This window comes from Bacillus sp. F2HM (assembly GCF_019266135.1).
GTDB lineage: Bacteria > Bacillota > Bacilli > Bacillales > Bacillaceae > Bacillus > Bacillus safensis.
This window is the reverse complement of record NZ_LRMO01000017.1, coordinates 1-13,091: the sequence shown is the minus strand read 5'-3', so window position 1 is coordinate 13,091 and position 13,091 is coordinate 1. Positions and strand designations below refer to the sequence as shown.

The window sequence follows — 13,091 nt, the reverse complement described above, 5'->3', positions numbered from 1 at the left end:
ATAGGTTCAATTTGAACTTTACCGAAAGTTTGCCATTAAGTAAAATATATAATATTGATTGTCATGATTAAGATTTCTAATACCTTTGCAAGGTGAAATTACTTTATTCAGTCAAGGAGGTAATATGAGTATTATTAGAGATTTGGAAGATCCAAAAGTTAAGTTTAAATTAATAAAAAATGTATCTATCCAAAGACAGGAACTAGAAAAATTAAATCTGAGACAAATTGCAGATCTTCGAATTTATGCCAAAGATAAATACGAGAGAGCTGCCAACTTTTCCACAAAAGCTTCTATTATAACAATAACAATTGTGCCAGCATTTTTATTTTTGAACTCTTACTTTAATTCATATTTTAACTATGGATTAGATGTTATTACTAAAAAGCACAAAACTAACGATTCGAAATTGCAAAATGCTTTCGATGAAATTTCAATAAATATAATGGATACTTATCTGAATATCGCTTTAAGTATATTGTTATGTGTTTTTATTGTTCTTCTCAGTAGAAGAATTGATGTTTCCAAAACAAATAAACTTTTCAATTTAATTGATGAAGTATATGACATGAAATTAAAACGAGAGGAAAAATTTCAAGAGGATTATAAACAAATGCAAAAGAGAAGAGCTATGAATTGGAAGGTAATTTCTTGTGTTCATTATTCTGACCGTTTCGAGATTTTAATGAAATCTCCAAATCGAAAAGAAGCTGAATTTTTTATGTTCTATGAATTAGATCATATTAAAGAGGTTGAAGTAATTTTTGGGATTAGTGGAAAAGTGAGTTCACGATCATTATTATAGGCACCACTTTAAACCACAATGACTTTTTTATGTTCTGATTTAACAAAAGTAGATTCTAAAAAGCTGTCACAGGGTCAAACGATTGAGGTTTGGTTTGATGAGTTACAAGAATCGTTTCCTCCTAAAGCAAAGGTCGAAAAATATAAAATCATGATGGATAAGTAGGGAGCAGGGGGCAGATTCTTTCTATCATGAAAAAGGAGAAAAACCTCAAGATTTTTCTCCTTTCCCAAATTATGCTGTTGGAAGTCCCATCACAGCTTTCACTTCTAAATATTCCTCGATTCCGAAGTCTCCCCATTCTCTTCCGATACCAGATTGCTTAAAGCCGCCAAATGGGGCAAAGTAATCTGTTTCGGCGTTGTTAATGGTAATTTGACCGGCACGAATATGTTCAGCTACATATTTTAATGTTTTTTCATCTTTTCCAACCACATAGCCAGCAAGACCGTACACTGTATCATTGGCAATCTCAAGGGCATGATCAAGGTCCTTATATGTGATTACACTCATGACGGGTCCGAATATTTCCTCTTGCGCAATGGTCATATCATTTTTCACATTTGTGAAAATTGTATGCTTAGCGAAATAGCCCTTGTCTAGTCCGTCCGGCTTCCCAGTTCCCCCAGCAAGCAGGTGAGCACCTTCTTCAATTCCTTTTTCAATATAAGACTGTACGGTATCCCATTGCTTTTTGGAGACAAGCGGGCCAGTGGCGTGATCTTCTCGCGGATCACCAACTGTAAACTTCGGCAGGGCATTCAGCAGCGCTTTTTCAAATGTGTCTTTCATTGATTCAGGAATCAGCACACGTGTAGCTGCGGAACACACTTGACCTGTATTCATCGCAATATGATGAACGGCTGTTTCGGCTGCCTCATCCACATCTGCATCATCTAAGACGATAAGAGGGGATTTCCCGCCAAGCTCAAGAGCCACTTTCTTAATATTGTCTGCAGCATTTTCCATTATTTTAGAGCCGACAGCACCTGATCCCGTAAATGAAACAAAGTCAATATCAGGGTGTGAGCTAATGCCGTCACCAATGACATCACCAGTTCCGTTTACTAGGTTGAAGACGCCTTTCGGTACGCCTGCTTCATCAATGATGTCTGCAAGAATCATTGCGGCAAAAGGTGTAATTTCCGCAGGCTTTAAGACAACTGGTGAGCCTGCTGCAATGGCACCCGCGATTTTAAGTGATGTTTGATTCGTTGGGAAATTCCAAGGTGTAATCAATCCACTGACACCAATCGCTTCTTTTATAATGGTATGCCCGCCGCGATTCTCAGTAAATGTATACGATTTAAGTGCTTCCGCTGCTTTAGAAAAATGTTCATGTCCCATTTTGTAATGAACCTCTTCTGATACTTTCAGCGGTGCACCAAGCTCTTGTGTCATGACTTCTATTAGTTCATCCTTACGCTTTTCGTAGCCGCGCACAATGTTTTCCAGCATCTTTATGCGTTCATTTCGAGATGTTTTTGAGAAAGAAGGAAAGGCGGCACGAGCGGCTTTAACTGCCTTATCTAAATCTTCTTTTGTACCTAAGCTAATGGTGCCAATGACTTCCTCTGTAGCAGGATTGATGACCTCCGTCGTTTCGTTTCCTGTTGATGCGATCCATTCTCCGTTAATAAAATGTTTCTCTTGTTTTCTCATTCTGACATGTCTCCTTTTTATATGTGATTCCAATCAATATTCTGTTTTCAGGTGATATAAAACTGTACCCACTGTGAAAAATCTAAAACGATGAAACTGCAAAAGAAAAAGTTTCTGATATAATACGCAAAGTGGGACATATGTCCTTTTCAACATTAGGGCATCTATCTTTTAATGGAACTAGACTGAAAAAAGAAGGAGCATTTGAACGAATGAAAGGTGTTATTTTCGCTTTATTAGGAGGCGCTTGTATTACACTGCAAGGCGTAGCAAACGCAAGAATCAGCCAGGATATCGGGACATGGCAGGCGGCAACCATCACGCAGCTGACCGGTTTTATTATTGCACTGATCATTTTACTGATTGTACGTGAAGGACACTTCAGGGAATATCGAAAGGTGCAGCCGCTTTATTTAGTAGGCGGTGCATTTGCAGCCATTATTATTTTCAATGAAGTGACTGCGATTCAAATGATCGGTGTCACACTGACCATTGCTGCTTTGCTCATTGCACAGCTTGCTTTCACCTTTGCAATTGATGCAAAAGGATGGTTTGGTGTACAGAAAAAGAAAATGAAATGGCCGCATTATGCAGGAATTCTATTGATGATCGCAGGCGTCATCATTTTAAAGCTATAAAGGAGGACGTCAGATGGAGGAGCTCCATGATGAATCTCTATTTTCCTCTTATCTCAAGGCACATGAATTAGAAAACGTCTTTCATCAGAAACTCATATCACACGTCAGCTTATGGCGCTATGAGCAAGGTGAGCTGATTTGTTCAAAGGGAGATCAGAGGGAGCACTTGTACTTGTTAGTAAAAGGAAAATTAAAGATTTTCACCACCACAAAAGAAGGGAAGACCTTTATTCTTTGTTTTAAACATCCTCTTGAAGCGATTGGAGATATTGAATACGTTCAGCAGACAGATATGGTCAATACAGTGGAGGCTGTCACAGAAGTACATATGCTAAGGATTTCTCATCAAGCGCTCATGCGCCATGCGAAGGATGACCCCCGCGTGTTAACCTTTTTACTAAAGGGCATCACAAACAAATTTTATACGAAATCAAACGATTTGAGCTTCCATCTTTTATATCCTGTAGAGGTCAGGCTTGCAAGCTACTTATTGTCTGTGTTAACAGGGAATAACAGCGCGAGCGCACTTCGTCTTACTGATGCGGCGAGCTTAATTGGTACAAGCTACCGTCATATTAACCGGGTGATTCAGCAATTTTGTAAAAAAAGGCTGATAGAGAGGCGAAGAGGGAAAATTACGATTCTTGACCGGGAAGGACTCTTAGAAATAGCGGAGCGAAACATTTATGAATAGAAGAAATGAAGGGATTCAGACATGATCATAGGAATAGGATTAGCCATTACGGCTGGCGCACTCGTCAGCTTACAAACCATTTTTAACAGTAAGGTCAATGAGCAGACAGGCTCTTGGTCAACGACCACTCTCGTTCTAGGTATGGGCTTTATTGCTTCACTTTTGATGGGTCTTTTGCTAGAAGGAACCGGCATGTTTCAATTAAGACATATGGAAGCGTGGTACTGGATGAGCGGAGCCATTGGAGTAGGGGTGGTCATCTGCCTCGTTCAAAGCATCAAACGTCTCGGTCCAACTTATGGAATCTCGATTGTCCTGATTTCACAGCTCGGCTCTGCGCTTTTGTTCGATTCGCTTGGCTGGCTTGGGTTAGAGAAAGTGGAATTTTCTCCCGCAAAACTATTAGGAGTCATTGTGATTGTTGCGGGGATATTGGTATTTAAATTGACCAAATTGGAGTCAGCAGAAGAGGATCAATCAGAAGAAAAAGGGCTGCCACAAGAGTAGCTGCCCTTTAGATCAACCGCCGCCATAGAACGGTTATCGCGGATAGCCCATTTAAAAGGAGCCTTTTCATCAAAGGCTTTTTTTTCTGCCCATAGGACGCCGCTTTATAGGCTGCTTTGTCCTTTGCGACGAGAATACTATAGGCTATTTTACGTTCTATTGCCTGAGTAAGTGATAGCGCAAACGGGGCACTATCAATGACCAAAATCGACTCTGTATTTAAAAAACTAGACCTCGCATCTAAATTATATGTCCCGATAATACTTAAATAATCATCAACGACCATTGATTTCGCGTGAATAGAATATGGACCTTCATATTCATATAAATGAACACCAGTTTTCATCAGTTCCTTTTTCGTGCTTAAATATCCTGCAAAAGCTAACGGATTTGGCGTCGCTGTAAGAGAATTCGTAACAACTGTCGTTTGAATCTCGCTAGCTAATGGAGTGAGGCCGTCTTTCATGGGTCGTGTCGGGATAATATAAGGCGTCTGTATGAGCACAGAACGCTTTGCTCGGTGAGCAAGATCGTTTAGTTTTTTGAGCACAAGAGGACGCTTATTGAAGCGCTCCACAGGATTAGTAAAAAATGCAATCTGCTTTACTGAGGTGCCATCTGCTGCCCAATTAAAGGACGACATCACAAAAGGTTCTTTCGCATGCACTGCCTCCTGATAGGATCTAAGCAGGTTCTTTCTTAGTTTTAAGCCTTTCTTTGCTTTTTGTTTGGAGAACACAGCTTTTGTTCTTTTCGTAAAGTCATGATTCCATAAATAAACGAAGTATTGCTCCATTTCATCTAATACTTTTCCTTTTTTGTTGTTATAAAGCAGCACATCGCGGTCAAATGCAAAATCTTTTGGGGGCTGATCTGCAAAGTATTTATCACCGATATTTCTTCCACCCATCACAGCCACTCTGCCATCTACCAGCAGCAGCTTATCATGAAGGCGGTTATGCCACGTCCATGGCTTAAATAACCGAAAGGGCTCATAAAAACGAATGGCCATGTTCGGGTGATTTGCCACGGCATACTGTAAATGCTTCAGCGGTCCACGCAAACTGTGGCAGATGCCGTCTAAAAGCAGCTGAACCTTTACCCCTCGATCAGCTGCTTCAATTAATGCACCTAGTACCCATTCGGCTGTTTTTCCCTTTTGAATGGAATAATAACTTAGGCGGATCATTCTCTTTGCCTCACGAATCATTTGAATTCTGGCCTGGCCAGACTCAAATCCATCATCAAGAAGCATCACTTGATTTATGCCTTGATCGTCGCCTGAGATCGAAGAGGCTTTATAGATACAATGTTCTTTGCATGTTTTTTGGATCGGTAAATAAAACAAAACAAATGCGGTCAAAAAGACATAAACGACATAGAGAAGGATCAGAAAAAACAAAAGATGAAGCATTCGGATCAGCTCCTTTCACATAGACACCACTTTTCCTTAGTTTATGTCAAAAATAAAATTTCACTCATTTTCGCCTTTCATCTAAATACATGACAAAAGAATCATCTTGTTTTTATTGGGCATTTAATTATAGTATGAAATGAATAAGGGGGAATCGAATTGAATGAATCATTATTTAACATCCCAAGTGATGTATATCAAACGTTAAGTGAAACAGAACGATATTTACTCAATTATATTCACCAGCATTTAGAGGATATCTCCACCTTATCCATTGTCACTTTAAGCGAAAGAGCGAATGTATCAACGGCCACGATTGTCAGACTGATGAAAAAAATTGGCTATAACGGCTATACATCCTTTAAATATCGATTGAAACAAGAAAAGAAAATGACAGATGCAAGCGACCAGCTCAAAAATATTGATGAAGACATCAAACTAGCAATTCGGAAAAATGAAGAAGAGGTTTTAAAAACGATACAGCTGCAAAGTATTGGACAAATTGAAGATGCCGTTCAAAAAATACATAATGCAGACAAAATTTATATTTTCGGCAGGGGCTTCTCAGAGATGATCGCCAAAGAGATGACCATCAAATTACAGCTCATCGGGAAAACATGTGAAGTACACGACGATCCGAATATCATTCGGCTGAAATCGCGAGACATTGAAAAAAGTGAGCTTGCCATCTTTGTTTCATTAAATGGCGAAACAACTGAGCTTGTTGAAGCGTGTCAAAACCTCAGTATGAAGCAAGTCACAACTATTACGGTTACAACAAGAATAGATTCTACATTAAGCAAAATATCAGATATGACACTAGTCGGATATAAAGGGGAACAATCTTTCTTCCCAGATTATGAAGTCAGATCCCGCCTGTCTCTTCATGTCATTGCCCGCATTTTACTTGATGCTTATGTGATCCGAATGAAATAACCAATAAGAAAGCCTTCGAGACTTTGATCTGGAAGGCTTTTTCTCATGAAAACCTTTACACATTCTGAAAACATTTTCACTGAATCGTATGAGATACTTTCTTTAGAGAAAAGAAAGAAGGTGAAACCAATTGATTTATACCTGCACCTTAAATCCTGCTATTGACCTATATATTGCATTAAAAGAAATGCGGGCAAATGCAGTCAATCGCACAGAAGATGAAGATTATCAGCCGAATGGAAAAGGCGTGAACGTGTCGATTATGCTAAAGAAATATGGCTTCACCAGCACTGCATTAGGATTTATTGCTGGGTTTTCAGGGTCTTATATTGAACAATCCTTAAAGGATCTCTCCATTCAGACCGATTTTATCTCGGTTGAAGGAATCACACGCATTAATGTTTTTATCAATACGACAGAAGAATACAAGCTCGTGAACCAGGGCCCTGCAATTGAAGAAAAAGCGCTTCACGCCTTTCGTGAGAAAATTGCGGCTATCCCGCAGGGAGGCATCCTCATCATGTCAGGCAGTCTGCCAAAAGGCGTTCCTGTCAGCATTTTTTCAGAAGTAGCAGCTATTTGCCATCAACAGAAGGTCAAGTTCATTTTAGACACAAGCTCAGCAGCAGTTCTTAAGACGCTTCAATACAAGCCTTATTTATTAAAACCGAATGAAGAAGAAATCGCTGCTTTTTTCGGCAAAACACATCCTTTGTCAGAAAAAGAACTCATTCAATCAGGAGAAAAGCTCATTGAGATGGGTGCAGAGCAAGTGCTTATTTCCCGAGGCGAGGAAGGGGCTTTATTTATTACGAAGGACGCAGCGTTTAAAGGAAACGCACCAACAGGCACTGTCGTAAACACAGCTTGTTCTGGAGATGCGATGCTCGCAGCTTTTCTTAGTAAACACCTTGAAGGACACTCACCTGAAGAGTGCTTACGCTACGGCATTGCAACGGGAGCATCCACTGCGTTTTCAAAAGGCTTAAGTGATTTACATGACATTGATTCATTGATTGAGCAAGTACACATTCAGAAGATCTAAGGGGGAATAACACATGAGCCGCAAAAAAATTGTCGCTGCAACCGGCTGTCCAACAGGCATTGCACACACATTCATGGCAGCTGAAGCATTAAAAATCGCTGCTGAGCAGCTAGGGGTCGACATTAAAGTCGAAACGCATGGTCAAGTAGGAATTGAAAACGCTTTAACTGATCAAGACATTATGGAGGCAGATGGGGTCATTGTGGCAGCCGATAAAGATGTGCATACAGACCGTTTTCACGGCAAACCACTCATTGAAGTGCCTGTAGCCAAAGGCATTCGCACGCCGGCTGAGCTGATTCAGAGCATTATAAATGGAGATGCCCCCGTTCATCAAGTGAAAGGAAGAGGTTCTGGAACGGAGAAACCATCAGCTCCTTCATCCTCTCAACAAAAGTCGGCAAATAAATGGATACACACCATTTATAAGCACTTAATGAACGGTGTATCACACATGCTACCATTTGTTGTTGGAGGCGGGGTCTTAATTGCCCTTTCTTTCTTATTTGGTATCTACTCTGCTGATCCTAAGCACGAAACGTATCATCCGTTTGCTGCCTATTTGAAAAGCATTGGCGGACTTGGCTTCAGCTTAATGGTACCAATTTTAGCAGCATTTATCGCTGATTCGATTGCTAGACGCCCAGGGATGGTCGTCGGATTTATAGGTGGTCTCCTTGCAAATGATGGAGGTGCTGGTTTCTTAGGCGGTATTATCGCAGGTTTTGCAGCAGGATATATCATTTTATTGCTTCAATTCTTGCTTCAAAAATTACCAGCATCACTTGATGGACTAAAATCGATCTTCATCTATCCTGTCATCGGTATTTTCTTAATTGGGGCTGTCATGACCCCGTTGTTAGTTCCAATCACAGGGCTAAATAATTCCTTAATGGACTTTCTTTCATCTGTACAATCCACAAATCCGCTGCTTTTAGGCTTAATTGTTGGAGCAATGTGTGGATTTGATATGGGCGGACCCTTTAACAAAGCAGCCTATGTCACAGGAACGGCTTTACTTGCAGAAGGTAACCTTTACTTCATGGCAGGTGTATCAGCAGCATGTATCACACCGCCGCTTATCATTGCGATTGCCACAACGATTTTCCGAAAACATTTCACGCCACAAGAACGAAATGCAGGGGCAATTAACTATATTCTAGGGGCGACACATATTACAGAAGGAGCCATTCCATTTGCGGCCAAAAACCCGGTCGTTGTCCTGCCAATTATCATGTTTGGCTCGGCCATCTCTGCTATATTGACATATTTGTTTGGCGTACAGGTTCCAGCTCCGCACGGTGGATTCCTAGTTCTGCCGGTCGTCACAGGTGCATTCCAATGGGTGCTTTCCATACTAATCGGCTCACTCGTAGGTGCGATTCTCTACGGACTTTACCGTAAAAAAATAGACAACCCCGCAGTTTAAAAGGGAGGAGGAGAAATGATGGAACATATCTATATGAATCTTCACGAAACAGCTTCTTCACAGGCTGGCGTGTTCGCAGCCATTGCAGACATTGCCTATAAAGCAGGTATTTGCACCTCACCAGAGGATGTCAAAAAAGGCTTAGCGGAAAGGGAAGCACTTAGTACAACAGGATTTCAAGATGGATTTGCCATTCCGCATACACAAACAGAAGCCATCACGAAACCAGCACTTGTGATCGTCCGCACGGAAACAGGAATTGAATGGGACGCTTTTGATGGGAAGCCTTGCTTTTTCTTCTTATCCTTACTGATCCCTAAAAGTGAAGCAGGGACGACTCATTTAAAAGCTCTTTCAGCCCTTTCACGAGGCTTAATGGATGAAACGAAACGTCAAAAACTGCTGGAAACAAGAACAAATGAAGACATGCTTGCTGTATTAGAAACGGATATTTTAACTAGAGAGGATGTTTGATCATGCCTTTACTTTCAACAACACCGATGCTTGAGGCTGCGAAAAAAGAACAATACGGAATTGTGGCATTCAATGTACACTCCTTTGACAGTATCTATTGGGTGCTCGAAACTGCTGCAGAATTAAAGTCACCTGTGATTTTGCAAACAACGGTTGGAACGGTTCAATCTCTTGGAGCAAAAGCGATTGCAGATACAGTGAAGGCAGCGGCTGATCAATATCAAATCCCAATCGGTCTTCACCTGGATCACTGCACAGACTTTGATGTGATTCTCACCTGTATCAGGGCCGGGTATACATCCGTTATGATCGATGCATCCATGCACTCATATGAAGAAAATGTACGCCGGACAAAAGAAGTCGTGGATCTTGCCTTAAAAGTCGGTGTAAATGTCGAAGCAGAGCTAGGCAAGGTAGGCGGTGTAGAAGATGATATCGTCGTCGATGAAAAGGATGCTGAAAAAGCCGTTCCATCAGAATGCCGCCAATTTGTAGAAGAAACTGGGGTGCCTACTTTAGCGCCTGCGATTGGTACTGCCCATGGCATTTATAAAGGGGTGCCGGATATTGACTTTGCCCGCATTGAACAAATTGCAGCGCTGGTTGATGTACCACTTGTCCTGCACGGTGGTTCCGCTGTACCAGATGAGGATGTCAAGCGATGCGTTGCACTTGGTATGGCAAAGGTGAATGTCTCAACTGAACTGAAAAATGCGTATTCCGAAGCAATACGTGATCATTTCTCAAACGAACCTGAAAGCTTAGATCCGCGTATGTATTTACAAAAAGCAAAACAAGCAGCAAAAGACATGGTCCAATCGAAAATACGAATCGTGGGCAGTGAGGGCAAAGCCCATCCGTTATATCAATAAGAAAAAAAGCAGAGCCGCTATCGCTCTGCTTTTTCACATTATTCGTTTTCTTTCATTTCATTAGATGTGCGTACCCGTGCATTTCCCATAAATACGACCGTAATCGCCGCAAGTGCAATCGGGAATAATGCAAGCAAAAATACGTACGTAATACTTTGTGACATCGCATCGATGACTTTATTTAAAATATCAGTCGGAATTTGTGAGCGAGCACCTTCTTGGAAAATAGCCTGTGGATCGCTTATTTGAGAAGGGGCTCCTTTCATGCCGCTAAAGGCATCAGCTAAACGATTTGTCAGCACATTGGTTTGAATCGTTCCGAAAATTGTTACACCGAGCGTCATCCCAAGTGATCTCATAAATGAATTGGTCGAGTTTGCACTGCCTCGGTAGCGCGGCTCAAGATCATTCATTGAAGCTGACGGCAGAAGGGAGAAGCTGAAGCCAACGCCAAAGCCTGATATCATCATAAAGAGTGTGAGCCACAGTCTTGCTGTATCTGGTGACATATTGGCAAGCAGCAACATCCCAGCGAAAAATGAAATGACAGAAATGGTCATCAAACGTCTGAAAGGCACTTTCGTCTGCATCGTTCCGCCAATCATACTGCCAATGACTGATCCAATCATCATTGGTGTTAAAATAAACCCTGCACTTGTCGCAGATTCACCGTACACCGCTTGCACGAAAATAGGAATAAAGACAGCAAGGATAATAAATGTCCCGCCATATAAAAACGCCAAAATTTGAGATGTTGCAAATAATCGATTTTTAAACATCCAAAATGAGATAATCGGCTCCTCCGCTTTACGCTCAACAATAAAGAAGATCGTACCGAACACAAGGAACACAGCAAAAAGTGTGAGGATTTGCACCGAATCCCAAGCATAAGATTTACCGCCAAGCTCAAGAGCGAACATTAAGCTGACAACCGCAACGACAAGTGTAATAGCACCTGACCAGTCGATTTTCTGTTTACGATGTTCAAGCGATTCCTGATAGTATCTGGCGATCAAGAAGACACTGACAATACCAATTGGCACATTAATATAGAAAACCCAATGCCAACCGATCGAATCCGTAATAATAGCACCTAAAAGCGGTCCGAGTACACTTGATAAACCAAAGACTGCTCCAAACATACCAGACATTTTCCCGCGCTTTTCAGGCGGGAAGATGTCAAAGATAATCGTAAATGCGATTGGAAGAAGTGCACCGCCCCCAAGCCCTTGAATGGCTCGGTAAATAATGAGCTGATCCATCGTTTGTGCGATACCGCACAGCGCTGATCCAATTAAAAAGAAAATAAGTCCAAACAGAAAAAAACGCTTTCGACCATACATATCAGAAAGCTTTCCGTAAATAGGCATTCCCGCCATCACTGCCACCATATAAGAAGCCGTTACCCAAGCAAATTTATCAAAATTGCCTAAATCTGCTACGATGCTTCCCATCGCTGTTGCAACAATGGTATTGTCCATCGCTGCCATAAAAATCCCTAACAGCAAACCGATGACAACAAAGCGAGTGGATGCCTTTCCTTTATCCACATGATTCATTTCATTTACCTCCTGCTTACGTTCTCTCATTATTTTTGCTATGATCAACTTAACCATAAAGTAAGAGAACATTTATCTTGATGATCAAGATAAATTGATTTTAAAGGGAGGAGAACAAGTTGTCAATAAAGAACGAGGCTGAAGACAGAGCAGCCCAGATCATATATACAATGAGGCGCCTCGCCACACGAACCGTTTTGTTCCACCAAGCGGCCGCTCAATCGCTCGGCCTTTTTCCAACAGATCTCAAATCCGCCGATTTATTAAACGAACTCGGCCCCCTCACAGCAGGGGAATTAAGTGAAAAAACAGGCCTTAGCTCAGGTGCGGTCACAGCACTTATTGACCGCCTTGTCAAAGCGGGCTACGCCAAAAGAGAAAAGGACCCAAAGGACAAACGAAGAGTTATCATTGTTCCATTAACGGCAGGGAAATCACAGGTGAAAGAACTCTTTCGATCCTTATCAACATCAACGAAGGAACTCACAAATGAATACAAACCAGAAGAATTAGATTTAATTATTCAATTTATAACTGAAGCAGCAGATATCATGGAGCAAGAACTTCAATTACTTAAGTCTAAATCGTAAAAAGTACACTGATGCGGGTGTGCTTTTTCTAATTGCATTCCTAATTCATGTAGGGATTGCCTCGACTAGTGACATCTTCCTTACCATAAAAGTGCTCTATAACACTTTTTTATAATGGAGTAGCTCAAAAAAATGTTCTATTTAAAAGATTGTTCTAAAAACTACATTATAATTGTTATGACAAAAGTGGAGCTAATGAATTCTATAGTTTGCTTTTCAATTGAAACAATGTTCATTTACATAATCAGTATTGTTTTTGTATCTTAATGCCTATTTAATGACAAACTTTGTATTGGTAAAATTGACCTTGTCAATGAATAGGAAGGAGTGAATTCTGCTGGGGAAGATACTTGATGCAAAAGCACTAACAAGTGCCATGGACACAAGAGCAAAACACTATCAGGAACTCCGTGAACAAATGGTAGATTTAAAAAAGGCATTACAAAGTGTTGCCAACCTCGGTGAT

The 13,091-nt window shown here is 41.0% G+C and carries 15 protein-coding genes; 12 read left to right on the top strand and 3 right to left on the bottom strand.

Translation table 11 applies throughout. The features are described 5' to 3' along the window. Nucleotides 1-124 precede the first annotated feature (124 nt). Nucleotides 125-805: a hypothetical protein gene (locus tag AWT60_RS11010; protein ID WP_076839794.1), complete on the top strand. Its 681-nt coding sequence runs from the start codon at nucleotides 125-127 to the stop codon at nucleotides 803-805. Between the two features lie 18 nt (nucleotides 806-823). Beyond that, nucleotides 824-970, top strand: coding sequence for a DUF3221 domain-containing protein (locus AWT60_RS18760; protein ID WP_218677254.1), 147 nt, complete (start codon nucleotides 824-826; stop codon nucleotides 968-970). A gap of 69 nt (nucleotides 971-1,039) precedes the next feature. Here the strand turns inward: AWT60_RS18760 and AWT60_RS11000 are convergent, their stop codons facing one another. Then, a complete protein-coding gene (locus tag AWT60_RS11000) occupies nucleotides 1,040-2,467 on the bottom strand; it encodes an aldehyde dehydrogenase family protein (RefSeq protein ID WP_076839792.1) in 1,428 nt (475 codons plus the stop codon). A gap of 212 nt (nucleotides 2,468-2,679) precedes the next feature. On the opposite strand from AWT60_RS11000, the gene AWT60_RS10995 reads away from it, so the two are divergent. The 3 genes from AWT60_RS10995 to AWT60_RS10985 are packed head-to-tail and all read left to right on the top strand — an operon-like array spanning nucleotide 2,680 to nucleotide 4,306. After that, nucleotides 2,680-3,105 carry a DMT family transporter gene (locus AWT60_RS10995; RefSeq protein WP_076839790.1) on the top strand — a complete coding sequence of 142 codons (426 nt, stop codon included), beginning with the start codon at nucleotides 2,680-2,682 and terminating at the stop codon, nucleotides 3,103-3,105. Nucleotides 3,106-3,118: 13 nt separating this feature from the next. After that, a complete protein-coding gene (locus AWT60_RS10990; protein WP_076839789.1) occupies nucleotides 3,119-3,799 on the top strand; it encodes a Crp/Fnr family transcriptional regulator in 681 nt (226 codons plus the stop codon). Nucleotides 3,800-3,820: 21 nt separating this feature from the next. After that, nucleotides 3,821-4,306 carry a DMT family transporter gene (locus AWT60_RS10985; RefSeq protein ID WP_034284003.1) on the top strand — a complete coding sequence of 162 codons (486 nt, stop codon included), beginning with the start codon at nucleotides 3,821-3,823 and terminating at the stop codon, nucleotides 4,304-4,306. Nucleotides 4,307-4,313: 7 nt separating this feature from the next. Here the strand turns inward: AWT60_RS10985 and AWT60_RS10980 are convergent, their stop codons facing one another. Continuing rightward, on the bottom strand, nucleotides 4,314-5,720 hold the full coding sequence (locus AWT60_RS10980; RefSeq protein WP_076839787.1) for a phospholipase D-like domain-containing protein: 1,407 nt from the start codon (nucleotides 5,718-5,720) through the stop codon (nucleotides 4,314-4,316). Between the two features lie 159 nt (nucleotides 5,721-5,879). On the opposite strand from AWT60_RS10980, the gene AWT60_RS10975 reads away from it, so the two are divergent. The 5 genes from AWT60_RS10975 (at nucleotide 5,880) to AWT60_RS10955 (ending at nucleotide 10,476) form a co-directional block, all read left to right on the top strand. Beyond that, on the top strand, nucleotides 5,880-6,656 hold the full coding sequence (locus tag AWT60_RS10975; protein WP_218677253.1) for a MurR/RpiR family transcriptional regulator: 777 nt from the start codon (nucleotides 5,880-5,882) through the stop codon (nucleotides 6,654-6,656). Between the two features lie 130 nt (nucleotides 6,657-6,786). Next, nucleotides 6,787-7,701 carry a 1-phosphofructokinase gene (gene pfkB / locus AWT60_RS10970; RefSeq protein ID WP_087975326.1) on the top strand — a complete coding sequence of 305 codons (915 nt, stop codon included), beginning with the start codon at nucleotides 6,787-6,789 and terminating at the stop codon, nucleotides 7,699-7,701. 13 nt (nucleotides 7,702-7,714) lie between these two features. Beyond that, on the top strand, nucleotides 7,715-9,130 hold the full coding sequence (locus AWT60_RS10965) for a PTS fructose transporter subunit IIC (protein WP_087975327.1): 1,416 nt from the start codon (nucleotides 7,715-7,717) through the stop codon (nucleotides 9,128-9,130). A gap of 15 nt (nucleotides 9,131-9,145) precedes the next feature. After that, nucleotides 9,146-9,604: a PTS sugar transporter subunit IIA gene (locus AWT60_RS10960; RefSeq protein ID WP_024427781.1), complete on the top strand. Its 459-nt coding sequence runs from the start codon at nucleotides 9,146-9,148 to the stop codon at nucleotides 9,602-9,604. Nucleotides 9,605-9,606: 2 nt separating this feature from the next. Then, on the top strand, nucleotides 9,607-10,476 hold the full coding sequence (locus AWT60_RS10955; protein WP_041109336.1) for a class II fructose-bisphosphate aldolase: 870 nt from the start codon (nucleotides 9,607-9,609) through the stop codon (nucleotides 10,474-10,476). 38 nt (nucleotides 10,477-10,514) lie between these two features. Here AWT60_RS10955 and AWT60_RS10950 read toward each other — a convergent pair whose 3' ends face one another. Beyond that, nucleotides 10,515-12,035, bottom strand: coding sequence for an MDR family MFS transporter (locus tag AWT60_RS10950; RefSeq protein WP_041109334.1), 1,521 nt, complete (start codon nucleotides 12,033-12,035; stop codon nucleotides 10,515-10,517). A 170-nt stretch (nucleotides 12,036-12,205) separates the two neighbouring features. On the opposite strand from AWT60_RS10950, the gene AWT60_RS10945 reads away from it, so the two are divergent. Together AWT60_RS10945 and AWT60_RS10940 are read left to right on the top strand one after the other, a co-directional pair. Further along, on the top strand, nucleotides 12,206-12,625 hold the full coding sequence (locus AWT60_RS10945) for a MarR family winged helix-turn-helix transcriptional regulator (RefSeq protein ID WP_256928477.1): 420 nt from the start codon (nucleotides 12,206-12,208) through the stop codon (nucleotides 12,623-12,625). 334 nt (nucleotides 12,626-12,959) lie between these two features. Beyond that, nucleotides 12,960-13,091 (top strand): T7SS effector LXG polymorphic toxin (locus tag AWT60_RS10940; protein WP_218677271.1); only part of this gene is annotated, 132 nt, incomplete at its 3' end.

Excerpts from the sequence above, each read along its gene's own strand:
- AWT60_RS10990 (WP_076839789.1), top strand. The coding sequence starts at position 3,119 with ATGGAGGAGCTCCATGATGAATCTCTATTTTCCTCTTATCTCAAGGCA.
- AWT60_RS11010 (WP_076839794.1), top strand. The coding sequence starts at position 125 with ATGAGTATTATTAGAGATTTGGAAGATCCAAAAGTTAAGTTTAAATTA.
- AWT60_RS11000 (WP_076839792.1), bottom strand. The coding sequence starts at position 2,467 with ATGAGAAAACAAGAGAAACATTTTATTAACGGAGAATGGATCGCATCA.
- AWT60_RS10960 (WP_024427781.1), top strand. The coding sequence starts at position 9,146 with ATGATGGAACATATCTATATGAATCTTCACGAAACAGCTTCTTCACAG.
- AWT60_RS18760 (WP_218677254.1), top strand. The coding sequence starts at position 824 with ATGACTTTTTTATGTTCTGATTTAACAAAAGTAGATTCTAAAAAGCTG.
- AWT60_RS10965 (WP_087975327.1), top strand. The coding sequence starts at position 7,715 with ATGAGCCGCAAAAAAATTGTCGCTGCAACCGGCTGTCCAACAGGCATT.
- AWT60_RS10945 (WP_256928477.1), top strand. The coding sequence starts at position 12,206 with ATGAGGCGCCTCGCCACACGAACCGTTTTGTTCCACCAAGCGGCCGCT.
- AWT60_RS10980 (WP_076839787.1), bottom strand. The coding sequence starts at position 5,720 with ATGCTTCATCTTTTGTTTTTTCTGATCCTTCTCTATGTCGTTTATGTC.
- AWT60_RS10950 (WP_041109334.1), bottom strand. The coding sequence starts at position 12,035 with ATGAATCATGTGGATAAAGGAAAGGCATCCACTCGCTTTGTTGTCATC.
- AWT60_RS10955 (WP_041109336.1), top strand. The coding sequence starts at position 9,607 with ATGCCTTTACTTTCAACAACACCGATGCTTGAGGCTGCGAAAAAAGAA.
- AWT60_RS10985 (WP_034284003.1), top strand. The coding sequence starts at position 3,821 with ATGATCATAGGAATAGGATTAGCCATTACGGCTGGCGCACTCGTCAGC.
- AWT60_RS10995 (WP_076839790.1), top strand. The coding sequence starts at position 2,680 with ATGAAAGGTGTTATTTTCGCTTTATTAGGAGGCGCTTGTATTACACTG.